This is a genomic window from Cognatiyoonia koreensis (genome assembly GCF_900109295.1).
GTDB classification, from domain to species: Bacteria; Pseudomonadota; Alphaproteobacteria; order Rhodobacterales; family Rhodobacteraceae; genus Cognatiyoonia; species Cognatiyoonia koreensis.
The window spans coordinates 2,048,761-2,071,184 of the sequence record NZ_FOIZ01000001.1 but is presented as its reverse complement, the minus strand read 5'-3'; the positions used below and the strand labels follow the sequence as shown (position 1 = coordinate 2,071,184).

At 59.5% G+C, this 22,424-nt stretch carries 21 protein-coding genes; 11 read left to right on the top strand and 10 right to left on the bottom strand.

Going from position 1 to position 22,424, the window contains the following annotated elements:
• Window positions 1-56 precede the first annotated feature (56 nt).
• The 4 genes from galE to BMY44_RS10260 all read left to right on the top strand — a co-directional run bounded on the left by galE (window position 57) and on the right by BMY44_RS10260 (window position 5,000).
• A complete protein-coding gene (gene galE / locus BMY44_RS10275) occupies window positions 57-1,076 on the top strand; it encodes a UDP-glucose 4-epimerase GalE (RefSeq protein ID WP_089993584.1) in 1,020 nt (339 codons plus the stop codon).
• A 123-nt stretch (window positions 1,077-1,199) separates the two neighbouring features.
• Entirely contained in the window at window positions 1,200-2,348 is a 1,149-nt protein-coding gene (locus BMY44_RS10270; RefSeq protein ID WP_089993581.1) for an aromatic ring-hydroxylating oxygenase subunit alpha, read from the top strand.
• Entirely contained in the window at window positions 2,345-2,590 is a 246-nt protein-coding gene (locus BMY44_RS10265; protein ID WP_089993579.1) for a hypothetical protein, read from the top strand. Before BMY44_RS10270 ends, BMY44_RS10265 begins: the two co-directional genes overlap by 4 nt.
• Window positions 2,580-5,000: a GcvT family protein gene (locus tag BMY44_RS10260; protein ID WP_089993576.1), complete on the top strand. Its 2,421-nt coding sequence runs from the start codon at window positions 2,580-2,582 to the stop codon at window positions 4,998-5,000. The genes BMY44_RS10265 and BMY44_RS10260 overlap by 11 nt, the downstream gene beginning before the upstream one ends.
• Here BMY44_RS10260 and BMY44_RS10255 read toward each other — a convergent pair.
• The 3 genes from BMY44_RS10255 to BMY44_RS10245 all read right to left on the bottom strand — a co-directional run bounded on the left by BMY44_RS10255 (window position 4,997) and on the right by BMY44_RS10245 (window position 7,942).
• Window positions 4,997-5,776 carry an ATP-binding cassette domain-containing protein gene (locus BMY44_RS10255; protein WP_089993574.1) on the bottom strand — a complete coding sequence of 260 codons (780 nt, stop codon included), beginning with the start codon at window positions 5,774-5,776 and terminating at the stop codon, window positions 4,997-4,999. The two genes, BMY44_RS10260 and BMY44_RS10255, sit on opposite strands and share 4 nt — an antisense overlap.
• A 1-nt stretch (window position 5,777) precedes the next feature.
• Window positions 5,778-6,890 carry an ABC transporter permease gene (locus BMY44_RS10250; RefSeq protein ID WP_089993571.1) on the bottom strand — a complete coding sequence of 371 codons (1,113 nt, stop codon included), beginning with the start codon at window positions 6,888-6,890 and terminating at the stop codon, window positions 5,778-5,780.
• A 101-nt stretch (window positions 6,891-6,991) separates the two neighbouring features.
• Window positions 6,992-7,942: a sugar ABC transporter substrate-binding protein gene (locus BMY44_RS10245; RefSeq protein ID WP_089993568.1), complete on the bottom strand. Its 951-nt coding sequence runs from the start codon at window positions 7,940-7,942 to the stop codon at window positions 6,992-6,994.
• A gap of 179 nt (window positions 7,943-8,121) precedes the next feature.
• On the opposite strand from BMY44_RS10245, the gene BMY44_RS10240 reads away from it, so the two are divergent.
• On the top strand, window positions 8,122-9,135 hold the full coding sequence (locus tag BMY44_RS10240; RefSeq protein ID WP_089994804.1) for a LacI family DNA-binding transcriptional regulator: 1,014 nt from the start codon (window positions 8,122-8,124) through the stop codon (window positions 9,133-9,135).
• Here the strand turns inward: BMY44_RS10240 and BMY44_RS10235 are convergent.
• Both BMY44_RS10235 and BMY44_RS10230 read right to left on the bottom strand, forming a co-directional pair.
• Window positions 9,132-9,419 (bottom strand): SH3 domain-containing protein, encoded by a 288-nt coding sequence (locus tag BMY44_RS10235; protein ID WP_089993565.1) that lies wholly within the window; start codon window positions 9,417-9,419, stop codon window positions 9,132-9,134. The two genes, BMY44_RS10240 and BMY44_RS10235, sit on opposite strands and share 4 nt — an antisense overlap.
• Window positions 9,420-9,561: 142 nt before the next feature.
• Complete coding sequence (locus tag BMY44_RS10230; RefSeq protein ID WP_207510506.1) at window positions 9,562-10,116, bottom strand: helix-turn-helix transcriptional regulator; 555 nt, start codon at window positions 10,114-10,116, stop codon at window positions 9,562-9,564.
• A gap of 281 nt (window positions 10,117-10,397) precedes the next feature.
• Here BMY44_RS10230 and BMY44_RS10225 point away from each other — a divergent pair, with 281 nt between their 5' ends.
• Window positions 10,398-10,979: a phosphatase PAP2 family protein gene (locus BMY44_RS10225; protein ID WP_165611818.1), complete on the top strand. Its 582-nt coding sequence runs from the start codon at window positions 10,398-10,400 to the stop codon at window positions 10,977-10,979.
• Between the two features lie 34 nt (window positions 10,980-11,013).
• Here BMY44_RS10225 and BMY44_RS10220 read toward each other — a convergent pair whose 3' ends face one another.
• From BMY44_RS10220 to BMY44_RS10210, 3 genes are all read right to left on the bottom strand, one after another.
• Window positions 11,014-12,147, bottom strand: a complete 1,134-nt coding sequence (locus tag BMY44_RS10220) for a Gfo/Idh/MocA family protein (RefSeq protein WP_089993560.1) — start codon at window positions 12,145-12,147, stop codon at window positions 11,014-11,016.
• A 63-nt stretch (window positions 12,148-12,210) separates the two neighbouring features.
• Entirely contained in the window at window positions 12,211-13,101 is an 891-nt protein-coding gene (locus BMY44_RS10215; RefSeq protein ID WP_089993557.1) for a sugar phosphate isomerase/epimerase family protein, read from the bottom strand.
• A 17-nt stretch (window positions 13,102-13,118) separates the two neighbouring features.
• Window positions 13,119-14,216 (bottom strand): Gfo/Idh/MocA family protein, encoded by a 1,098-nt coding sequence (locus tag BMY44_RS10210; RefSeq protein ID WP_207510539.1) that lies wholly within the window; start codon window positions 14,214-14,216, stop codon window positions 13,119-13,121.
• A gap of 115 nt (window positions 14,217-14,331) precedes the next feature.
• Here BMY44_RS10210 and iolD point away from each other — a divergent pair, with 115 nt between their 5' ends.
• From iolD to iolG, 5 genes are read left to right on the top strand one after another with little or no spacing between them, the layout of a single operon-like run.
• Window positions 14,332-16,194 carry a 3D-(3,5/4)-trihydroxycyclohexane-1,2-dione acylhydrolase (decyclizing) gene (gene iolD / locus BMY44_RS10205; RefSeq protein ID WP_089993551.1) on the top strand — a complete coding sequence of 621 codons (1,863 nt, stop codon included), beginning with the start codon at window positions 14,332-14,334 and terminating at the stop codon, window positions 16,192-16,194.
• A complete protein-coding gene (gene iolC, locus BMY44_RS10200; protein ID WP_089993549.1) occupies window positions 16,194-17,174 on the top strand; it encodes a 5-dehydro-2-deoxygluconokinase in 981 nt (326 codons plus the stop codon). The genes iolD and iolC overlap by 1 nt, the downstream gene beginning before the upstream one ends.
• A gap of 12 nt (window positions 17,175-17,186) precedes the next feature.
• Complete coding sequence (locus tag BMY44_RS10195; RefSeq protein ID WP_089993547.1) at window positions 17,187-18,026, top strand: 5-deoxy-glucuronate isomerase; 840 nt, start codon at window positions 17,187-17,189, stop codon at window positions 18,024-18,026.
• Window positions 18,023-18,871 (top strand): class II fructose-bisphosphate aldolase, encoded by an 849-nt coding sequence (locus tag BMY44_RS10190; RefSeq protein WP_089993545.1) that lies wholly within the window; start codon window positions 18,023-18,025, stop codon window positions 18,869-18,871. Before BMY44_RS10195 ends, BMY44_RS10190 begins: the two co-directional genes overlap by 4 nt.
• Window positions 18,868-19,854, top strand: coding sequence for an inositol 2-dehydrogenase (gene iolG, locus BMY44_RS10185; RefSeq protein WP_089993542.1), 987 nt, complete (start codon window positions 18,868-18,870; stop codon window positions 19,852-19,854). The genes BMY44_RS10190 and iolG overlap by 4 nt, the downstream gene beginning before the upstream one ends.
• Here the strand turns inward: iolG and BMY44_RS10180 are convergent.
• Both BMY44_RS10180 and BMY44_RS10175 read right to left on the bottom strand, forming a co-directional pair.
• On the bottom strand, window positions 19,851-20,171 hold the full coding sequence (locus BMY44_RS10180; RefSeq protein WP_131801595.1) for a hypothetical protein: 321 nt from the start codon (window positions 20,169-20,171) through the stop codon (window positions 19,851-19,853). The two genes, iolG and BMY44_RS10180, sit on opposite strands and share 4 nt — an antisense overlap.
• A gap of 12 nt (window positions 20,172-20,183) precedes the next feature.
• Window positions 20,184-22,424, bottom strand: a complete 2,241-nt coding sequence (locus BMY44_RS10175) for a xanthine dehydrogenase family protein molybdopterin-binding subunit (protein ID WP_089993537.1) — start codon at window positions 22,422-22,424, stop codon at window positions 20,184-20,186.

The following is a 22,424-nucleotide window of genomic DNA, read 5'->3' as shown; positions in this document are numbered from 1 at the left end:
CCAATCCGCTTGATCCATCAGGTATGTCAGGCACAGCGGAACGGAAGGGACCATTTATGCGGGTGCTGGTGACAGGTGGTGCAGGCTATATCGGCAGTCACACGCTGATCGAGCTGATGGCCCTCGATCACGAGGTCTGCGTGCTGGACAACTACGTCAACTCCTCACCGGTCGTGCTGGACCGTGTCCGCAGCATGTCCAACGGCTTGGTGAGCGCTGTCGAAGGCGACGTACGCGATAGCGCGGTGCTCAAACGCGTCATGCAAGATTTCCGGCCAGAAGCGGTAATCCACTTCGCCGGTTTGAAGGCCGTCGGCGAAAGCATGGCGCGCCCGCTTGAATACTATGACGTCAACCTGCATGGCACGATGGCACTGCTGCGGGCGATGGACCAGATTGACTGCAAACGGATGATCTTCTCTTCCTCGGCCACGGTTTACGGCGAACCGGACTACCTGCCGTTCGACGAAGACCACCCGACACAGCCGACCAGCGTCTATGGCCGCACCAAACTCCTGTCCGAACGGGCGATTTCCGACTGGGCCACAGTTCGTGGCGGCAGCGGCGTTCTGCTGCGCTACTTCAATCCGGTCGGGGCGCACCCCTCCGCCCGGCTGGGCGAAGACCCCGACGGGGTGCCCGACAATCTGATGCCCTATATCGCGCAGGTGGCTGTAGGCAAACGCGCCGAAGTGTCGGTCTTCGGCGACGATTACGACACGCCGGACGGAACAGGGATGCGCGATTACATCCACGTGGTCGACCTCGCTCGCGCACATGTCGCTGCGCTGGACTATGCAGCCAGCACGCCCGGCGTGCGGACATTCAACATCGGAACGGGTGACAGCTACAGCGTGCTGGACATGATCAAGGCATTCGCGCAAGCGGCCAAACGGGACATCCCCTATACCGTCGCCCCGCGCCGGGATGGCGATATCGCAAAGATGCAGGCAGACCCCAGCCGCGCGAAGGCCGAACTGGGCTGGCAGGCGCGGCACACGCTTGCGGATATGGCGCAAAGCACGTGGAACTGGCAGCGGGCCAACCCGGACGGCTATCGGCAAAGCGAAGGTTGACAGGTCGCACAAACCGCGCAAAAGCGGCAGCCGTCGCGAATTGTCTTCCATCTGTCGCCGAAGTTGCAGCCACGTCGCAAAAGGATCGCGAAGACTGGGCATATCCAAACGCAGAGAAGCGCGATGCCACAGGATCTTTCAACTGTCCTCAGACCAATCGAAACCGCCAACGGTTTGCCGAACGCGCATTACACCGATCCGGTTGTTTTTGCCGAGGAACGACAGTCCGTGCTGTTCGCGAACTGGTCGGGCATCGGTTTCGGCAAGGACGTGCCCAATCCCGGCGATGCAAAACCGGTGTCGTTCCTCGGGATGCCGCTGCTGATCGTGCGCGATCACAACGGGGCCATCGGCGTGTTCCAGAACACCTGCCGGCACCGCGGCATGATCCTTGTGGCAGAACCCACGAATGTGCGCGGCACAATCCGCTGCCCCTATCACAGCTGGTGCTACAGTCTGAACGGCCAGCTGCGGGCAACGCCGCATGTAGGCGGGCCGGGTCAGAACAAACATGACGACATCCGGCTGGATGAACTGGGGCTGATCCGCATCGCCAGCCACGTCTGGCAGGATGTGGTCTTTGTGAACGTGGACGGGAACGCCGACCCGTTCGACGTGATGCACGCCGATCTACTTGCGCGCTGGGCGGAATTCGACCAGCCCCTGCACTTTGGCGGGCCATCCTCGGGCTTTCGGCTGGATGTCAGGACAAACTGGAAACTGGCAGTCGAAAACTATTGCGAAAGCTATCACTTGCCGTGGGTGCACCCGGGGTTGAACAGCTATTCACGGCTCGAAGATCACTACAACATCGCCGAACGCGGTAAATATTCCGGTCAAGGGACAAAGGTCTACCAGCAGCTCAAGGGCGATCAGGGCGAGGTGTTTCCGGACATTCCCAACGTGGACGACAAATGGAAAGAAGGGGGCGAATACGTCGCTGTCTATCCCAACGTCCTCTTAGGGGTGCAGCGCGATCATACCTTCGCGATCGTGCTCGAACCCGTAGATACCGAAGAAACGCACGAACACATCGCGCTTTATTACGCGGTCAGCCCGCAAGACTCACCCGAACTCGACGCGCTGCGCGACAAGAACGGGGCGCTGTGGAAAACCGTTTTTGCCGAAGACATCTTTGTGGTCGAAGGAATGCAGCAGGGGCGGCATGGCGTCAAATTCGACGGTGGCCGGTTTTCGCCCGCTATGGACGGACCAACGCATAATTTCCATCACTGGGTCGCGACACAGGTGATGGAAGGCCGCACGCGGTGACACTGAACGATGCATTGCTGGCCGCCCACGCCAATGGCGACGGGGCGGAACTTGTCAGGCTCTACACGCAGGCCGCCGATCAGGCAGACGGGGTCGATGCGGAATGTTTTTTTCTGACACACGCCTATGTCTTTGCCCTCGAACTCGGCCTGCCAGAGGCCGGGATATTGAACATGCGGCTGGTCGCACATGACCGCGTTCACCCGCTGACTTTCAAAAAGGATGTCCCAAATGCGCACTGAAGCCAAAGCCGTCGTGATCGGCGGCGGGGTCATCGGCTGTTCGATCCTCTACCATCTTGCGAAACTGGGCTGGTCCGATGTTGTCCTGCTGGAACGCGACGAACTGACAAGCGGGTCAACGTGGCACGCGGCGGCCAATATTCACGGGCTGCATGACAGCACGAACATCAGCCGCATCCAGCACTACACGATGAACCTCTATAAAGAGCTGGAAGAAGAAACAGGCCAGTCCTGCGGAGTATTTCAACCCGGCTCGCTCTATCTGGCGCAAACAGAGGAACGCGTGCACCAACTGCGGCTGCAGGCGGCCAAGGCCAGGCTTTACAGCATGAATTTCTACGAGATCTCGATCGAAAAGGCGCAGGAACTGAACCCGCTCGTCGATTTTTCTGGCGTGAAATGCGTGATGTACGAACCTGACGGCGGCAATGTGGACCCGTCCGGTGTCACGAACGCCTACGCGGTCGGGGCACGCCAGCGCGGAGCGGAAATCAACCGCTTCACGCCCGTGACAGCCACCCAAGCCCAACCCGATGGCACATGGATTGTCAAAACGCCCAAGGGCGACATCCGCACGGATTGGGTGGTGAATGCCGCCGGTCTCTGGGGGCGCGAAGTCGCGGCACTGGCCGGAATCACGCTGCCGCTGCAACCCACCGAACATCAGTATTTCGTCACCGAAACCATCCCCGAAGTCACGGCCATGGGGCGCCGTCTGCCATCCGTGTCAGACCGCGACGGCGAATACTACTTGCGCCAGGAAGGGCAGGGGTTGCTGGTCGGGGCCTATGAAAAAGACGTGCGCTTTTGGGCGGAAGAAGGAACGCCACTGGACTTCGCGCATGACCTTTTCGCAGACGATCTGGACCGGATCGAAGAAAACATGATGAACGCGATCAACCGTGTGCCAGTGGTCGGGAACGCGGGGATCAAGCGGGTCATCAACGGGCCAATGATCTGGTCCCCCGATTCCAACGTGCTCTTCGGGCCGGTGCCGGAACTGGACAATTACTTTTGCTGTAACGGCATCATCCCGGGGTTCAGCCAGTCGGGTGGCATGGGGCTGCAAGCAGCACAATGGATCATCCAGGGCGAAAGCCAGTACGACATGTTCGGCTGGGACATGGCGCGGTTTGATGACTGGGCAGACAAGGCGTTCACCAAGGCGCGGGTTGAGGACAGCTATGCGCACCGTTTCGCGATCCATTTCCCGAACGAAGAACGCAGCGCCGGACGCCCCGCCCGCACACGCCCCATCTATGACTTGCAAAAGGAAATGGGCGCGGTCTTCGGTTTAAATGGCGGCTGGGAACACCCGCTTTGGTTCGCGGACGCACCGGGCACCAAAGACACGAACGGCTTCACCCGCCAGAACTGGTGGGGACCCGTGGGCGAAGAATGCCGCAAGCTGCGCAGCCACGCCGGCATCATCGACATTTCGAATTTTGCAAAATACCGCTGCAGCGGTCCGGGGGCGGCAGAGTGGCTGAACGCGATCTTCGCCAACAACATGCCAACGACCGTCGGGCGGTCATGCCTTACGCCGCTGATCGGCGTGCGCGGCGGGATTGCAGGGGATTTCACTGTCACCAAAACGGGCGCGGACGACTTCTGGATCATCGGCTCGGGCATGGCCGAACGCTATCACAAGCGCTTCTTCAAGCAGGTTCCACTGCCAACCGATACAACCTTTGAAAGCCTCACAACCGCCACGTGCGGCTTTAATATCGCCGGGCCGAAATCGCGCGAGATGCTGCAAAGGCTGACGAATACCTCGCTGGCCACTGCCGATTTCCCCTTCATGCGCAGCCAGACGATCACGCTCGCCGGGGTCGATGTGCTGGCGCTGCGCGTGTCCTTCACCGGCGATCTGGGCTGGGAACTGCATTGCAAGTCTGACGATCAGGCAAAGCTTTACGCGGCTCTTCTGGAGGTTGGCAAAGACGTCGGTGCCGTGCCCGTCGGCAGCCGGGCGCTCATGGCGCTGCGCATCGAAAAAGGCTACGGATCCTGGAGCCGTGAATACTCGCCCGAATACTGGCCGCAAGAGGTTGGACTGGACCGGCTTTGCAAGCTGGACAAGGATTTCCTGAACAAGGCGGCCTGCGTGGGGAACCTTCAAAAGCAGGCGCGTGAACAGCTGGTCATTCTGCAACTCGACGAAGCGGACACGCTGAAATCAAACGCCGATGCGACTGGCGGCGAACCGATCTTCAAGGACGGCAAGGGGATCGGGCGAGTGACCTCCGGGGCCTATGGTTACACGGTCGGCATGTCACTGGCACTCGGGTTCGTCAAAGACGCAGGCGCAGGCGACAGGGTCGACGTCATGGTGCTGGGGCAGCCGCACAAGGCCACGATCCTTGCCCGGCCACCCTTTGATCCTGACGGCGCCATCCTGCGCGGCTAGACGGTCCCGCCGAGTGATCCTTCCAGCGTGGCCAGTTCCTGACCGCCCGCCATCAGATCCTGCAACTCCTCGGGGGTGATCTCACCCCGCTTGGCAGTGCCAAGGGTCTGGCCACGGTTCAGCACAGTGAAGCGATCACCGACAGCCATGGCATGGCGCACGTTGTGGGTGATGAATACAACAGCCACGCCCTGCTTGCGCACCTTGTCGATGGTCGCCAGCACGTTCGAGGTCTGGCGCACACCCAAGGCCGATGTGGGTTCGTCAAGGATCAGAACCTTGGCACCGAAATGCACAGCACGTGCAATGGCCACGGTCTGGCGTTCACCACCGGACAGGGTGCCAACGGCCTGATCGGGGCCGCGCAGGTTGATGCCCATCTTCTGCATTTCCGACATGGTGATGTCATCCGCCAGCTTGCGGTCGAAAAACGATATCCCGGCGATCTTCTTCACCGGCTCGTTGCCCATGAAGAAATTGCGCGCAACACTCATCAGCGGGATCATGGCCAAGTGCTGGTGGACGGTCGCAATGCCCGCCGCCATGGCATCGCGAGGATCGTGAAAATGCATCGGGCGACCCTCGAACAGGATTTCACCTGCTGTGGGCTGATGCACGCCCGACATTGTCTTGATAAAGGTCGATTTCCCGGCACCATTGTCACCCAACAGGCAATGGCATTCGCCGGGGATTACATCAACGGACACACCCGCCAGCGCAATGACGCTGCCGAAATGCTTTTCGATGTTCTTCATCTGGATGATGGGGGTGGTCATATCAACGCTCCCCCGTGATGACGCGGCGGATGTAGGTGTTCAGCACCACTGCGCCCAGCAGAATGATGCCAAGGAACACGCGGAACAGCGAACTTTCGACACCTGCAAAGAACAGACCCTGCTGGACAACGCCAAAGATCAGCGCACCCAGCGCGGCACCAAGGACAGACCCGTAACCGCCGGTCAAAAGCGCACCACCGATAACAACGGCAATGATCGCCTCGAATTCCTTCAGCAATCCACGGTCGGCACCGGCAGAACCGAACTCCATCACCTGACAAACCGCAAATACGGTCGCGCAGAATGCGGTGAACATGAACATGCTGATCTTGACCTGATTGACCGGAACACCCGAATTGCGCGCGCTTTCGGCATCGCCACCAGAGGCATAGATCCAGTTGCCGAAACGGGTGCGCGTCAGCAGGACATGCCCGAATACGATCAGGATCAATGCCCAGATCATCATCATCGGAATACCGTCCACGACCGGCTCGCCCATGCGGTTGCCACGTTCGAAGACACCGATAATACCGGCATCACCAAGCCATTGGAAAATCGGCGCACCGATTTTGCCGCCGAATATCGGCGCAAGCCAGTCGCCCTCGGCTGCATCGCGGATGCCGCCGATGATGGTTTTGCTCTCAAGCGTTTGCGGAATATAGATCGTAAATCCGCGCAGGATGAACAGAAAGGCCAGCGTCACGATAAACGACGGCAGGCCGGTGCGGATCACGATGAACCCGTTCAACGCCCCGATCATCAGGCAGATTACAAAGGTAATGATGATGGCCATCCACATCGGCCAGGCCAGCACGACGCCGAAAACGGCAATCATCATGCCGGCAAAGCCGATCATCGACCCAACAGACAGATCGAATTCTCCGGCGATCATCAGCAGACAGGCACCGACGGCGATGATCATGAATTGGGCTGAAACGATACCCCAGTTCATGACGCCTTGGGCGGCGAACATGCCACTGTCGAAGGCAAAAAGGAGAAAGAAGGTAAATACGGCGACGGTGCCGACGATCCCGCCCAGTTCCGGCCGGATCAGCGCTTGGCGAAACCGCGAGGTTTCCTTGATCCGTTCGTCTTTTGTGTCAGTAACAGCCATCAAACCCACTCCAATGATATGCGGTCGGAAAAAAGGCGGACCCGGCAGGGCCCGGATCCGCCTGATTTTGTGTCAACTTGTGTTGACTTGGTCGGCAGGTTCTAGCGGAATTCGCCTGCGAACTCTTCAACCTTGGCAAGACCGTCCTTGGTGACAAAGCCGGGGCCAGAGTTGATGTTGTTGCCGGGCAGAACGCCGTAGCGGTCCCAGTTGGCCAGGATCACGACAGGCATATAGGCCTGCAGGAATGGCTGCTGGTCGATGCCCCAGTTGATAGTGCCGTCCTTGATGCCTTTGACGATCTCTTCGCCCAGATCGAACGTGCCAAAGTGGATGTCACCGGCCATGCCATTTTCTTGCAGTGCAGCAATCGTTGGATCAGCGGACACAGGGCCCAGCGTCAGAATACCATCGACGTCAGGATTAGCTGACAGATAGGCCAGAACCTTGTTCTTGATTTCCGCCGGGTCGGTGCCGGAATCCATCATTGCATCACCCAGTTCGATGCCCAGACCATCGGCATAACCGCGGCAGCGCTCGCCCACGGTGGGCTGCTGGATGGCGTGGTTCACGCACAGGAACTTTGTGACACCTTCGCCTGCAGCGCGCTGACCAGCAGCAAAGCCTGCGTCATATTCCGGCTGGCCGACATACATCAGCGCGCCCACTTCGCGGGCCTGTTCCGGTGTACCGGTGTTCATGATGATGACGTCGATGCCCTGATCGACAGCGGCAGTAATTGGCCCTTGCAGCACATCGAAATCGGCAAGGGTCGTGATGATGCCATCCGGGCTGGACGCTGCGGCCTGTTCAATGATGCGCGCCATGTCGGCGATATCACCGGTAGGCGGGTTGCGATATTCGACACTGACGCCGACCTGATCACCGGCCAAAGCGATGCCGTTCTTGATCGTGTTCCACCACGTGTCACTGTCGGGTGCGTGGCTGACCAGAATGTATGTCAGGTCGTCGCCGTGCGCGTCTGCGGACGCCATCAACGGGGACGCAACCAGCGCCGCCGTCAACATCATCTTCTTCATAAGCGATTTCATGTGATTCCTCCCAAGGATACCATTTTTATTGGCATTAAGACGGGTGCAGACCCTGCCTTACCTAAAGACAAGCATGGATTCGCCATTTTTGCAACCGGTTGCAAAAAGAATCAAAAAGATTTCTACTGCAGCAAGCCATGGGGCGGTGTAAAAGCGCGCACCAAAAAACGGAGGAACACATGGCAGCCACCCTCAAGGATGTCGCGAACAGGGCCGGTGTGTCGACATCAGCGGTCTCGCGCACGTTTACGGATGGTGCGTCAGTGTCGGTCAAAATGCGGCGCAAAGTCGAAAAGGCGGCGGCGGAACTGGGGTATAGCCCCAATTTCCTCGCCCGGAGCCTGACGACACGGCGCACAAAGCTGATCGGCCTCGTGTCCAACAACTTCCACAACCCTGTCTTCCTCGAAGTCTTCGACCTGTTCACCCGTGCCTTGCAGGAACGGGGATTGCGCCCGCTGCTGGTCAACCTGTCCAATGAAACCGATCCCGAAAACTCGGTGCAAATGCTGCACCAGTATTCGGTCGACGGTGTGATCGTCGCCTCCTCGACCTTGCCGCCCGCGTTCAGCAAGGCATTCCGGGACAAGAAGATCCCCGTCGTGAACACGTTCGGCCGCTATTCCAGCAGCCCCGAAGTGCATGTGGTCGGCATCGACAACGCCGAAGCCGGGCGCATGGCCGCAAGCGAGTTGGTATCGCGGGGATACAAGCGGGTCGCGTTTCTCGGCGGGCCGGAATCCGCAACCTCCACGCAGGACCGGCTCAAAGGCTTCCGCGAAGAACTGCGCAACCACCCGGACGTCAGCGTCAGCCATTCCTTCGCTACGCAATATTCGTTTCAGGCAGGGCGCACAGAAATGCTGCGACTGGCCAAAGACGATCTGGCAGAGGCGTATTTCTGCGGCGACGACGTCCTGTCCATCGGCGTGCTCAGCGCTTTGAAAGACGTTGGCAAACGCGTCCCCGAAGACGTCGGACTGATCGGCTTCAACGACATGGAAATGTCCAGTTGGGAAAGCATCGCGCTGACAACGGTGCGCCAACCGATCAAGCAGATCGTGAACTCGTCCGTCGAACTGATGGCGGCCATGCTCGACGAACCGGATCGCTACCCCGAAGCACGGCTGTTCCCCTGCCGCGTGATCGAACGGGCCACACTGCGCATGCGCAGCGACGGACAAACGCTCTAGCGCTCGCGCAGATAATCGGCCGAAACATAGCCGCTGACCTGCGGCGCACCGGCGAGGGACACCTTGCACCAGCGCTGCCCCAACTCGGTCACGCAATCCTGCTTGTTCAGCGCGGTGCCATCAGGCAAGCCCAGCACGACATTGAACCCAAGACCAGGCCCCGCACGCAGCTTCAGCAAGTCGTCCGGACCGGTGCCGGTCACAACAGCCCGCTCCCCGACAACCCCGGCACAGCCCGACAAAAGCACGCCGACAAAAGCGGCGGGAATGATGATACGTTTCATAATGATCTGCCCTCACGTTTTTTCGTGATCTTAGGCGGATCAGCGATCAAAGCCTAGCGCAGTGTTGAGGGCAACATGGCGGTCGCCGGACGGGGCTTACAATTGCGATGCCATGAACCCAGTCTGACCTTGCGACGTCAGACTATTCCGACACCACAACACTCAGCTTTGCGTTGCCCAGTTTCTCGGCTTCGCCAAGCAAACTGTCGAGGAAATATGCAGATAACTCGACGCGCCCAGACAAACCTGATTTGCGATACATGCTTTGTGCTTGCTGACGGATCGTTGCTTCCGATGTCTCGCGCGCAATGGCGATTTCTTTCATCGACGCGCCTTTCAACAATAGGCCAGCCACGTCCATTTCTGCCGATGTTAAGCCCCACGCCTTGAACTCGCGCGTGATCGCGTCGCCCATTGCCGCGATTTCTGCTGCACGTTCGGCGCGCCAAGTTTCACCGCGAGCGGTGCGTCTTGTAAAATAATCCTGAATGGCGCGCTGCTCTTCATCGACGCTTGAAATGCGTTGCACAGACCAGGCCACCGCAATGATAAGCAAAACGAGCATTGCCGTTTCCGCGACATCCAAACCGACTTCGACAGGATCCCAAGCGTCAGTTTCGCGAAGAATATCGACACCGCAAACAACAGCGAATGCCAGTGCAGGCAACGCAATCACAACAATATTTCGCTTGCCCAAGATTCCCTCCGCGCTCGCGCGAGAAATTATGATGGAATTTGTCTCACTGGTCTATCCGCCTAATGCGATAAGCCCTGCTTTGCATCATTCAGTGGATCGACCCGTCGATCTCTGGGCTGCTTTGAGAGTCATGCAAATCCGCATTCTCTCATCAAGGGCAGATGGTCATGCGACAAACCTGTATCTGTCTCGTCGCTTCGTTCAAGCACAGTGGTCACGACTGCAACGATCAACCCGAACGATCCGGACTGCGTATTCGAAACGCAAAGGCCAGGCCTTATGTGTTCAAACAACTTATGTCGGTCTTATCCTTGGGCTTTGCGCTATTGGCTACCCAAAGCCGGGCGAATGACAGGCTGGTCGAAGTCGGCGATTTCTTCCATCAATACGCGCAGATTGCTGCCATAGGATATACGCATATGAACCATGGCATCGAAGGTTCGGTCGGTTGCCTTGCAGGCAGCATAGCGAACAATGAGGCTACTTTATTTCTTAAGAAAAAGTTCAATCAACGACGGCCAAACGGGGGTGGCCATGGCATGCCGTCAGGACATACCTCGCGCGTGGCGTCTTCATTCGGTTGCATGCTTGGACAAGAAGGCTGGACAACGCCGACACTTGCATTCGGCGCTGCAACCCTCATCACCGCCTATTCCCGGGTCGAGGGCGATTATCACACGCCCAAACAGGTGTTCGTCGGCGCGGTCCTCGGCACCACATTTGGCTATCTCGGCACACAACATCTGTATGTCGCACCGAATGAAATCCAGATGACAATTCCACTCGGGGGACATGTCGCAACAGGCCCAGAGGTTTCCGCAAATGCCCGCAAGAGCCTGATCGCTTTTGCCAACAACCGCTAAGATGGGGAACAGCCGCCACGTAGCTTGACTGGACCTACCGAAACATCCCCGGCCTTGCATCCATCCACGCACCACCCGCCTTCGCGGACGCAACTGCTGTATGCACTGCCGCCATGGACCGCACGCCTGCGGCTGCGTTTGGCAGACCGTCGCGGGTCTCGCCCCGAATTGCGTCGGCCAGATCGCAATAGATGTTGGCGACGGCCAGCGGAAATCCTTCGGGGTGCGCAATCGACACGCGGGACAGGCGCTGCGCGTCTTCATGAAGCCCGCCTTCGCCCTTTTCGATGATCTGGGTGCGGCCTTTGACGGGGGTATAGATCAGCTGGTTGGGCTGTTCTGAAAACCACTTCAGCCCGCCGGTTTCCCCGAAGACCTGGATTTCAAACCCGTGCTGGCGACCAATCGCGACGGACGATGTCCAAAGCCGCCCGACGGTCCCGCCCGACATGCGGAAATTGACCATCGCGTCGTCTTCCAATTCGCGGCTTGGGATCGTTGATGCGAAATCGGCGGACAGCGTTTCGACCTCATCATCACAGATGAAGCTCGCCATGTGCAGCGCGTGGATGCCGCAATCGGCGAACTGCCCCGACACGCCTGCCATCGCAGGATCATAGCGCCAGCGCACGCGCGGATTGTCCGCATCTGTCGCGTCACCATGATGGCCGTGGCTGAAGGCGGTGACGACAAGACGCACCTTGCCGATCTCGCCCGCACGGACCATGGCGCGCGCCTGACGCACCATCGGATAAGCGGAATAGCAGTAATTGACAGCGCAGATCTTGCCGGTCTTTTCGGCAACGCGGACGATCTCTTCGCCTTCCTCTACGGTCATGGTCATCGGCTTTTCGCACAGCACGTTGAACCCGGCTTCAAGGAAGGCTTTGGTGATCTCGAAGTGGGTGGCGTTAGGGGTCGCGACCGTGACCAGATCAACCTTGTCATCGCGCGCCTTTTCGCCGTCCAGCATTTCGCGCCAGTCGCCATAGGCCCGATCCGGCGCGATCCCAAGCCGCTGCGCATAGGCGCGGCCCGCCTCGGCACGGTGATCCAGCGCACCGGCCGTGAATGCGAACAGCCCGTCGGCTTGCGCGCCAAGACGGTGGGCGGGGCCGATCTGGCTCCCTTCGCCGCCGCCGATCATCCCCCAGTTCAGTTTTGCCATATCGCTGTCTTTCACAATTGCGGTGCACGCGCTGTGCACGTCCGGTGTACGGGGTGTGCCACCCTAAAATCCGATGGATTGCAGGTAGGCGCGGTTCGCTTTCGCATCCTCAAGCGGGGTGCCGGGCAGGGACGGGTCGCAGTCCTGTTCTACCGTGCACCACCCTTCAAATCCGTGGTCCAGCAGCACCTGACGAACAGCCGGAAAATCAACGTCGCCCTTGCCCAGATTGCAGAAGATGCCTTGCCCGCAGGCCTTGTAGAAATCGGTCCGCTTTTCCACGACGTCCGCTTTGACGGCCGGGTCTATGTCTTTGAAATGCATATAGGAAATACGGTCCATATGCCGCTTCATAAAGGCAACGGGATCATAGCCCGCATAGGAATGATGCCCCGTGTCAAAGCAGATTTTCAAGATGTCCTCATCGACCTCGTCCAGCAGACGTTCCAGTTCCGGCTCAAAGTCCAGAAAGCCCGCGGCATGGGCGTGGATGCCCACGGTCAGCCCGTATTCCTCGGCCCCCATTCTGGCGATGGTGGCGATCCGGTCGCGAAAGGCCGCCCATTCGGCGGTTTCCATCTGCTCGGCCTCATCTGCACGCCCTGCAGTGGGTGCGCGCCGGGGCGAAATACTGTCAATCAAAACAAGGTGTTGCGCGCCATGCGCGATCAAGGCTTTGCAGGTCCGCACGGATGCATCCAGCACCTCGTCCCATTTGTCTGCATCGTGAAACGGGCGGAAAACGACGCCCCCGATAATCGCCAGATCCCGATCTGCCAATGCTGGCGCAAGCACTGCAGGATCCTCCGGCATATAGCCGATCGGGCCCAGTTCGATCCCCTTGTAACCCGCCGCCGCGCATTGATCCAAAACCGACTGCCACGTCGGATAAGAAGGATCGGAGGCAAATTCGATGCCCCAGGAACATGGGGCGTTGCCGATCTTGATCGTCATATATGTGGCTTTCCAAGTTAAACGTCTGCGACGTTGATCCAAGATTTTGTTGTGGCCGATGCCATGGCGGCGGCGATGATCTGGTTGACCAGCATCCCGTCCCTGAACGTCGGCCAGACCTCTTTGCGGGTGGCGATGGCCTGCAAAAAATCGCGCGCCTCGATGATGATCTGATCCTGATAACCGGTGCCATGGCCGGGTCCCTGGCAAAAGGGTGCATAGTCCGGATGGGCAGGGCCGGTCAGGATCTTGCGAAACCCGCGCGTCGCTTCGGGTTCGTCCATCTGATAAAGCCAGAGCGCGTTCTGGTCTTCCTGATCAAAACGGATCGCCCCTTTGGTTCCTGTGATTTCATAGGCATAGCCCATCTTGCGGCCATGCGCGACGCGGCTGAAGAACAGATGCCCCATTGCCCCATTTTCAAAACGGCACATGAACTGGCCTTGGTCGTCATTCGTCACGGCCCCGCCGGGGCGGTCCTTGTGGACGGTCTCGACCTCGGCGCAAAGCGACGTGATTGGGCCGACAAGCGCCAGCGCGCCGTTCACCATGTGCGGTGCCAGATCGCCCATACAGCCGTTCGCATCACCGTGCGCGCGCCATGTGGGAGGCAATGACGGGTCGGCGTAGAAATCTTCGGTGTGTTCGCCGCGAAACCAGATCACATCGCCAATTGCGCCGTCGGCGACAAGCTGACGGGCGAACTGGCTGGCGGGGGTGCGGATATAGTTGAAGCCGGTCATGCTGATCTGACCTTGGGCGGCGGCAACCATCGCGCGACTGTCTTCAAGCGAGGCACCCAGCGGCTTTTCACAAAAGACGGGTTTGTTCAGCGCGAAAGCGGCCTCGGCAATCGCGCGATGCGTTTCCTGTGGCGAGGCGATGATGATCGCCTCGACCCTGGGGTCATCGACCAATGTACGCCAGTCATCGCAGGCACGGGCAAAGCCATAAGCTGCGCGATATTTTTCGGCTGATGCCAGATTTGTCGCGCAGACCATTTCAAGGCGCGGGCGCAGCGCGGTGTCAAAAACCGCCCCGACCGCGGACATCGCAACGGCGTGGGCTTTGCCCATGTAGCCGCCACCGATGATGCCGATCCCGATTTCCGTCATGGTCTGGCTTTCGTCTGAAAAGAGTTTGCAACCGGTTGCAAAATGAGTAACCTCAGATTCGAAATCGCGCAAGCGGCAATCGCTGCCACGGCGCAATTGGGAAAGACAACGACTCATGACGGACCGCACCATTCGGCTGACAACGGCGCAGGCGATCATCAGGTATCTGGACGCACAATTCATCGTCATTGACGGTGAAGAACGGCGGGTGTGCGGCGGCGGTTTCGGCATATTCGGACATGGCAATGTCACCTGTCTGGGTGAGGCGCTGTATGACACGCGCGAAACGCTGCCGCTTTATCGCGGGCAGAACGAACAAAGCATGGGCTTTGCTGCGGCGGGCTATGCCAAGCAGTGGTTGCGCCAACGATTTATGTTTTGCACGGCAAGTGCCGGTCCGGGAACGGCCAACCTGCTGACATCTGCAGCGCTGGCGCATGCCAACCGCCTGCCGATGCTGCTGCTTTGCGGCGATGCCTATATCACCCGTTTGCCTGATCCGGTGCTTCAGCAGCTTGAACACTTTGGTAACCCGACGCTTGGCGTGAACGACGCCTTCAAGGCTGTGTCCCGGTTCTGGGACCGCATCACCCATCCCGCACAGGTCTTGCAGTCATTGCCTGCCGCATTGGCGACAATGCTGGACCCGGCAGATTGCGGGCCTGCCTTTATCGGCCTGCCGCAGGACGTGCAGGGGTGGGCTTATGACTATCCTGAATCTTTCTTTGAAAAGCGCGTGCACCGCATCCGGCGTCAGTCACCTGACCCTGCCGAGATTGCCGACGCTGCAGCGCTTCTTGCCACGGCAAAGCGCCCGATGCTGATCGCTGGTGGCGGCGTGCAGTATTCCGGCGCGGTGGGCGAACTCACGGCATTCGCGGAAAAGCACAATATCCCCGTTGTCGAAACCATCGCCGGGCGCGCCAATCTGGTCCAGGGCCATCCGCTGAACATCGGTCCCGTCGGTGTAACAGGATCCGACAGTGCCAATGCCATCGCCGAAAAGGCCGATGTGATCCTTGCGGTCGGGACGCGGCTTCAGGATTTCACGACCGGGTCGTGGACCGCATTCGCCCATGATGCGCGCATCATCGGGCTGAACGTCGGGCGTCACGATGCGATGAAGCATCTGTCACTGCCGGTTGTGGGCGATGCGAAAGTCGCGCTTGATGCGCTGTCAACGGCGCTCGACTATCGCGCACCGTCCGACTGGGTCGATTTCGCACAAGGCGAACGCGCGACTTGGATCGCCTATACCGACAAGATCACGACGCCGGGCAACGGCCCGAATTCCTATTGTCAGGCCATTCGCGCGGTCAACGATCTTTGCGATCCGCGCGACCGGGTCGTCGCCGCCGCGGGTGGCCTGCCCGCCGAGGTCACCGCGCATTGGCAGACCAAAGAAGTCGGCACCGTCGATGTCGAGTTTGGTTTTTCCTGCATGGGCTACGAAATTGCGGGTGGATGGGGCGCACGGATTGCACAATGCGAACGCGAGCCGGATCAGGACACCATCGTTTTCACCGGCGACGGGTCATACCTGATGCTGAATTCCGATATCTATTCATCGGTCCTGACGAACCGCAAACTGATCATCTGCGTCCTTGATAACGGCGGTTTCGCCGTCATCAACAAGCTGCAGAACAACACAGGCAACGAAAGTTTCAACAACCTGATCGCAGATACGCCAACCGTCGATGAACCTTTCGCCGTCGATTTCGTGGCCCATGCCGCCGCGATGGGGGCAAATGCGGAAATGGTGTCCAACCCTGTCGAACTGGGGGCGGCGTTCAAACGCGCGAAAGCGGCTGACAAGACATCCGTGATCGTCATGAATGTCGATGCCTATGACGGCTGGACGACACAGGGCCACACATGGTGGGAAGTCGGCACGCCCCATGTCACCGAGAACCCGAAGGTCGCTGAAAAGCACACGGAAACCGAAGCCTCACGCGTGAAGCAGCGGAAAGGCGTCTGATGGACGTTCTGGGGGGCATCAAAAAGAACCGTTTCGTGATTGTCGGGCGTGTCGGCATGGACCTGTTCCCGCCGCCGGGCATCGCGACCGAGGATGCCGCGATGTTTACCGCCGATATGGGCGGATCATCGGCCAACACGGCTGCGGGGATTGTGAAACTGGGCGGGCAGGCGGCCCTTGTGACCCGCGTGTCCGACGATGCGGTCGGGCGGTTTTGCGTCAACAAGCTGCATCATTACAAGGTCGATACGACCTATATCACTCCCGTCGGTGGCGAAGCGCGCAACTCGCTCGCCCTTTATGAAAGCCGCGTGGAAGGGCACCAATCGGTGATCTATCGCAACGGCGCTGCTGATTTCGAGATGACCGTCGCAGATGTCGAAGCCGTCGATTACAGCCAGTTCGGCGCTTTGGTGACCGCTGGCACGGTTTTCGCAGCAGAGCCTTCGCGCGGGGCGGCGTTTCGCGCATTCGAACTGGCCCGCGCGGCCGGTCTGCCGATTATCTTTGATGTGGATTACCGCCCTTACAGCTGGCCCTCTGCCGCCGTCGCCGAAGACGTGCTGTCGCGCGCCGGGGCCATGTCGGATGTGATCGTCGGCAATGACGATGAATTCGGCTTTATGGCGGGGGGCAAGGACAAGGGCCGCGCCAAGGCCCGCGCGCTGGCCGAAGACGGGGCGCGCATTGTTGTCTACAAGATGGGCGAACGGGGTGCTGTGACCTTTGCCGACGGCGCGGAAATTGCGACCGGGATCTATCCGGTCACGGCTTTGAAACCCACAGGCGCGGGCGACAGTTTCATGGCCGGTTTCTTGACGGGGATCGCCGATGGCTTGTCCCTGAAAGAAGCGATCTTGCGCGGCTCTGCCTGCGCGGCAATCGTCGTGGCCAAGCCCGGATGCGCCCCTGCGATGCCCTATCCATCCGATTTGAACGAATTCCTGGCCGCCCATGACGGCCCGACCGAAGCTGCCTAAAGGATTTTTCCGATGCATATTCCGCCGCATGACAACCAGAACAAGCCGATTGTGGATGCCGACGATCCGACGGTGCCGCTGAACTATCTCAACATCGTCAACCTGAAGGCAGGAGAGGCGTTCGACTATCAGGTGCCCGGCTATGAAACCTGCATCGTGCCAGCGACCGGAACGATCGATGTCGATGTCGAAGGGGTTGGTTTTGCCGATCTTGGCGGGCGCGGCGTTGATGTCTGGGATGGAGAGCCGGAAGGCGTTTATGTGCCCGTCGGGGCAAAGGCAACGATCGTTGCCAAGACCGACACCGAAACCTTTATCGCAGGGGCGCGCTACGACAAGGTGCTCGATCCGTTCGATGTGCGCAGCGACGAACTCGACCTTGTGCAATACGGGTCTGATGACACGAAAACCCATCGCAAGATCAAGCATATCCTTGGGCAGAAACAGCACGACAAAGTCGGCCGTCTTCTGGTGAGCGAGCTGTTCACCGTCGGGCAGGGCGGTTGGTCGGGCTTTCCGGCGCACAAGCATGACACCGACAACCTGCCGCATGAAACGCGGCATGATGAAACATACAACTTCCGCTTTCGGCCGAACCACGGCTCTGGCGTTCAGATCCTGCAACGCGAGGAAGGCGTGCCCGGCGATGCCTATCAATTGATGGACCGCTCTACGATCCTGATCGACAAGGGCTATCATGCCTGTGCCGTGATGCCGGGTTATGAAATGTATTACTTCACGATCCTTGGCGGTCTCAGCCAGCGCAGTCTGGTCCAGTATTTCCAGCCCACGCATGCCTATCAGATCGAAACGATCCCCGGCATCAAGGATATGATCGCGAAATTCAAATGACCCTGGCGACTTTGGCAGAAGTGCTGCAGCCCGCGCTGAAGCAAGGCTACGCTGTCGCGGGCCTTGTCACCCTTGGATGGGAAGACATGCGCGCCTATGTTGCCGCCGCCGAGGCTGAAGGGGCACCTGTCATTCTGCAGGCCGGACCTGGCTGCCGTGCGCATACGCCGTTGCCTGTGCTGGGGGCCATGTTCCGCTATCTGGGCGAACGGGCCGCGGTGCCGGTGGTGGCGCATCTCGACCACGGCTACACGCTGGAAGAATGCAAAGAGGCAATCGACAGCGGCTTTACCTCTGTCATGTTTGACGGGTCGCGCAAACCTTTGGCGCAAAACATCGCGGAAACGGCCGAAATTGTTGCGCTGGCCCATGCTGCGGGCGTGTCCTGCGAGGGCGAGATCGGGTTCGTCGGCTACGCAGGCGGCGCTGATTCCGATGGAACGATCCCCGAAGAAGCAGCGCAATTCGCCCGTGACACCGGTGTCGATGCAATGGCTGTGTCAGTGGGCAACGTGCATCTGCAAACCGACGCGTCGGGCGGGCTGGACGAGGCGCGCATTGGCCAGATCGCCGCGCTGACAGATGTGCCACTTGTCATCCATGGCGGTTCGGGTGTTCCGGCTGCGCAACGTGCCGCACTGGCCCGCCAAACCCCGATCTGCAAATTCAACATCGGGACCGAATTGCGGATGGCCTTCGGGACAGCGCTGCGCAACGCCGTGAATTCCGATCCCGACCGGTTTGATCGGGTCGAAATACTGAAGGATACACATGACCCGCTGGTTGCAGCGACGCGGCAGGTCATCCGTGCATTCGGTGCGCCCAGACAGGAGAGCAGGGCATGATCGGAATTGGTTTGCTTGGCTGCGGGCGGATTGGTCAAGTACATGCGGCGTCCATCACGCGTTTGCCGGATGCACGGCTTGTTGCTGTGGCTGACTTTCTTCATGAAACGGCAGACGCCTTGGCGATCAAGACTGATGCAATTTCGCAAAGTTCTGACGCGGTCATTGCAAACCCGGATGTTGATGCGGTTGTCATCGGCACCCCGACGGATACGCATTACGATCTGATCCACGCTGCGGCCCGCGCGGGCAAAGCGATTTTCTGCGAGAAACCAGTCGATATGTCAGCCGATCGCATCCGCGAGTGCATGGACGTGGTGACAGAGAATGCGGTGCCTTTCATGACGGCTTTCAATCGCCGCTTTGATACGAATTTTTCAGATATTCAGGCCCGCATTGGGGCCGGAGAAATTGGCGATGTCGAAATCGTAACGATCCTGTCCCGCGATCCATCCCCGCCGCCGGTATCCTATATCAAAAGTTCGGGCGGCATATTCCGTGACATGATGATCCACGATCTTGATATGGCCCGTTTTCTGCTGGGCGAGGAACCGCTGCAGGTCTTTGCTGTCGGTTCTGCGCTTGTTGATCCCGCAATCGGGGCGGCGGGCGATGTGGATACGGCGGCTGTGACCCTGACAACGGCGTCCGGCAAGATATGCCAGATATCCAATTCACGCCGCGCGACCTATGGCTATGACCAGCGGGTCGAAGTGCACGGGTCCAAAGGTATGTTGCGGGCCGAAAACAAGCTGGAAAACGCTGTCGAAGTGGCGACGGCCCAAGGTTTCCGGCGCGCGCCCACGCTGAACTTTTTTCTGGAACGTTATGAGGATGCCTATTTCAGCGAAATCGCACAGTTCGTTGCCGCATTGCGCGACAAGGCCCCGATGTCACCCGACATCACCGACGGGTTGCGCGCGCAGCTTTTGGCTGATGCCGCGACGCGGTCATGGGAAACGGGTGCCCCTGTCGCCGTCTAGACCTCGGCCACACGCGGTGCCCGCCACAGGCTGCCGAACAGTACAAGAAATGAAAGGCCGCTGGTTATTGCAAGTGCGATGATCCACCATGCCCCGACTGCCCAGATTTGTGACAGCGCGTAAATCGTGGCAAATGCGGTTGCGAAGAAGGCAAGCCATGCCAGACTGCGCCAGCCGCGCCGCATCCCGGCCATAAGAGCCAGAAAAACCGCCGCGAACGGCAAAAGCGGCATCGGTTGCGCAACGAACCCGCCGTAGATCATGATCAGCGCGCTGACGAACATTAGCAGGGCCGCAAGGCTGTATGGTTTTGACATGGCAGACACTTTCTAGGCGAAGTCGATGAATTTGTTGAACGGCATTTCGCGCAAACGCTGCCCAGTCGCCGCGAAAATCGCATTGGCAAGCGCTGCGGGCGCAGGTGGCACACCGGGTTCACCTGCGCCACGGATCATGTCGGCGTTTTCAAGCGCCTTGACCGCGACGTCGGGGCACTGGAACATCCGCATGGCGTCGTGCGTGTAAAAGTTTTCCTGCTCGGCGATGCCATCCGCATAGGTGATTTCGGCATTGATCGCATGGCCCAGACCCCAGATTGCGCCGCCCGAAAGCTGGCTTTCAAGGTTCACGGGGTCGATGATCTGGCCCACATCCGCGACGACATAAACCTTGTCGAGTTTGATGCCACGATCCGTCATCGTGACCTCGACCACTTCCGCTGTCGGCACGCCGAAGGATTCGACAATGGCGATGCCACGTCCACGGTTTTCGCCCATGTCGCTGCCCCAATTCGACATCTCGCCGATCGTTTCCAGCACCGCGCGGTGGACCGGGTGGTTGCACAGCCGCAGACGCTCTTCCAGCGGGTCGGCACCGGCGGCGTGGATCATCTCGTCAAGAAAACTTTCCGCAAAGAAACCCGCCGTCGAAGCCCCGACAGACCGCCAGGAACTGATCGGCGCAAGTTCCGGCACGCGGTAGCCGCGCACCCGCAGATGCGGAATGGCATACGGCATATTCCACGCCCCTGACACGATCTGCATGTCCGGACCGGGAACCGCCTGACCCATCCGCCCGCCTTGCGAAGCAACAGGCGAAGGCGTTGCGATATCAAGCGCCCAACTGTCGACCTTGCCGTCCTTGATCGCGCCTCTGGATCGCGACATGCCGATCTGGCGTGTGAAATCCTGCGCGAAATCCTCTTCGCGGCTGAAGGTCAGTTTGACGGGGGTTCCCAGCAATTGTTTGGCGATTTCGGTGGCCAGCGTGATGTTTTCGAATTCAAGGCGGTGGCCGAAGCTGCCGCCGATCATCTGGTTGTGAAAGACGACATTCTCAATCGGGCAACCGACGATATCGGCGACTTTCATCGTCAAAAAACCGGGGAGTTGGTGTCCTGCCCAGACCTCGGCCCCGTTCTCATCCACGCGGACAATGGCACCGATCGGTTCCAATGGCTGGTGCGCGACATAAGGGGCGCGATATTCCGCTTCGATCACGGTTACATCCGTCAATGCACTGTCCACATCGCCATCGGCCCGCCATTCCTTGTCGAGCCGGTCGTCCGTAAAGCTGGCCGCGACTGCCTGCCAGTGATCGTCCTGTTCTGCAGGGTATGGGGCTGGTCCCCAGTCAAAATCAATCGCATTCACCGCCGTAATCGCGCGCCAGGTATTGTTGGCGATGACCGCTGCGCCGTTTGCCAAGGGAATAACCTGCGACACACCACGCATGCCTTCGGCGGCAGTGGCGTCATAACCGTTCATCGCGCCCCCCTTACGCGGATTCATGCGTACGGCGGCGTGAACCATGCCGTCGACTTTCAGGTCGATTCCGTAGGTTTCAGTACCGGTCGATTTGGCAACGGAATCCGTGCGCTGCATCGGCTTGCCCAGCAGGCGCCATGTGCCGGGATCACGCAAGGTGACGTCCTTCACGGGTTCGATCTGTGCCGCCTGCGCGGCAAGGCTTTGATATGTGAGCGCAGTACCATCAGGTAATTGCACCGCTCCGCCAGCGGTGGTCAGTTCCGCGACAGGCACACCGCTTTGGGCGGATGCGGCCAGTTTCAGCGTTTCGCGGGCGACAGCCCCGGCGGTGCGCAGTTTGACATACTGGTCGGGCATTGACGTCGATCCGCCGGTGCCTTGCAGGCCCAGCAACTTGAGCGCATCCGCCGCGAGCCCGCGCATGGTCTGCGCCGGCAGAGACCGGTCAAACGACATGAATGGCACCGCTTCGGCTGCAAAGCCTGCGTTATAATACGCAGGGTCAGGGTGCCCGAAGCTGAGCGTGACCTGATCAAGATCGACATCGAGTTCTTCGGCAATGAGGGCGGCCTGTGCCGATTGCACACCCTGGCCGCTGTCGGCGTGGTTCACGATCAGGGTGATCGTTTCATCCGTGATCTTGACGAAAGGATTGAACGACGCCTCGCCGTCGCCAAGGTCGGCAAGCAGGGGGTTATCGTAGGGTTTGTTGGCCGCGAACGTGCCGAAGGCGACGCCGCCCAGAACGGCGGTCGACCCGATCAGGAATGTGCGGCGGGAAATGGTGCGCAAACGTCCCAT

Coding starts and splice junctions, on each gene's coding strand:
- galE (WP_089993584.1), top strand. CDS start 57: ATGCGGGTGCTGGTGACAGGTGGTGCAGGCTATATCGGCAGTCACACG.
- BMY44_RS10270 (WP_089993581.1), top strand. CDS start 1,200: ATGCCACAGGATCTTTCAACTGTCCTCAGACCAATCGAAACCGCCAAC.
- BMY44_RS10260 (WP_089993576.1), top strand. CDS start 2,580: ATGCGCACTGAAGCCAAAGCCGTCGTGATCGGCGGCGGGGTCATCGGC.
- BMY44_RS10255 (WP_089993574.1), bottom strand. CDS start 5,776: ATGACCACCCCCATCATCCAGATGAAGAACATCGAAAAGCATTTCGGC.
- BMY44_RS10250 (WP_089993571.1), bottom strand. CDS start 6,890: ATGGCTGTTACTGACACAAAAGACGAACGGATCAAGGAAACCTCGCGG.
- BMY44_RS10245 (WP_089993568.1), bottom strand. CDS start 7,942: ATGAAATCGCTTATGAAGAAGATGATGTTGACGGCGGCGCTGGTTGCG.
- BMY44_RS10240 (WP_089994804.1), top strand. CDS start 8,122: ATGGCAGCCACCCTCAAGGATGTCGCGAACAGGGCCGGTGTGTCGACA.
- BMY44_RS10235 (WP_089993565.1), bottom strand. CDS start 9,419: ATGAAACGTATCATCATTCCCGCCGCTTTTGTCGGCGTGCTTTTGTCG.
- BMY44_RS10220 (WP_089993560.1), bottom strand. CDS start 12,147: ATGGCAAAACTGAACTGGGGGATGATCGGCGGCGGCGAAGGGAGCCAG.
- BMY44_RS10215 (WP_089993557.1), bottom strand. CDS start 13,101: ATGACGATCAAGATCGGCAACGCCCCATGTTCCTGGGGCATCGAATTT.
- BMY44_RS10210 (WP_207510539.1), bottom strand. CDS start 14,216: ATGACGGAAATCGGGATCGGCATCATCGGTGGCGGCTACATGGGCAAA.
- iolD (WP_089993551.1), top strand. CDS start 14,332: ATGACGGACCGCACCATTCGGCTGACAACGGCGCAGGCGATCATCAGG.
- iolC (WP_089993549.1), top strand. CDS start 16,194: ATGGACGTTCTGGGGGGCATCAAAAAGAACCGTTTCGTGATTGTCGGG.
- BMY44_RS10195 (WP_089993547.1), top strand. CDS start 17,187: ATGCATATTCCGCCGCATGACAACCAGAACAAGCCGATTGTGGATGCC.
- BMY44_RS10190 (WP_089993545.1), top strand. CDS start 18,023: ATGACCCTGGCGACTTTGGCAGAAGTGCTGCAGCCCGCGCTGAAGCAA.
- iolG (WP_089993542.1), top strand. CDS start 18,868: ATGATCGGAATTGGTTTGCTTGGCTGCGGGCGGATTGGTCAAGTACAT.
- BMY44_RS10180 (WP_131801595.1), bottom strand. CDS start 20,171: ATGTCAAAACCATACAGCCTTGCGGCCCTGCTAATGTTCGTCAGCGCG.
- BMY44_RS10175 (WP_089993537.1), bottom strand. CDS start 22,424: ATGGGACGTTTGCGCACCATTTCCCGCCGCACATTCCTGATCGGGTCG.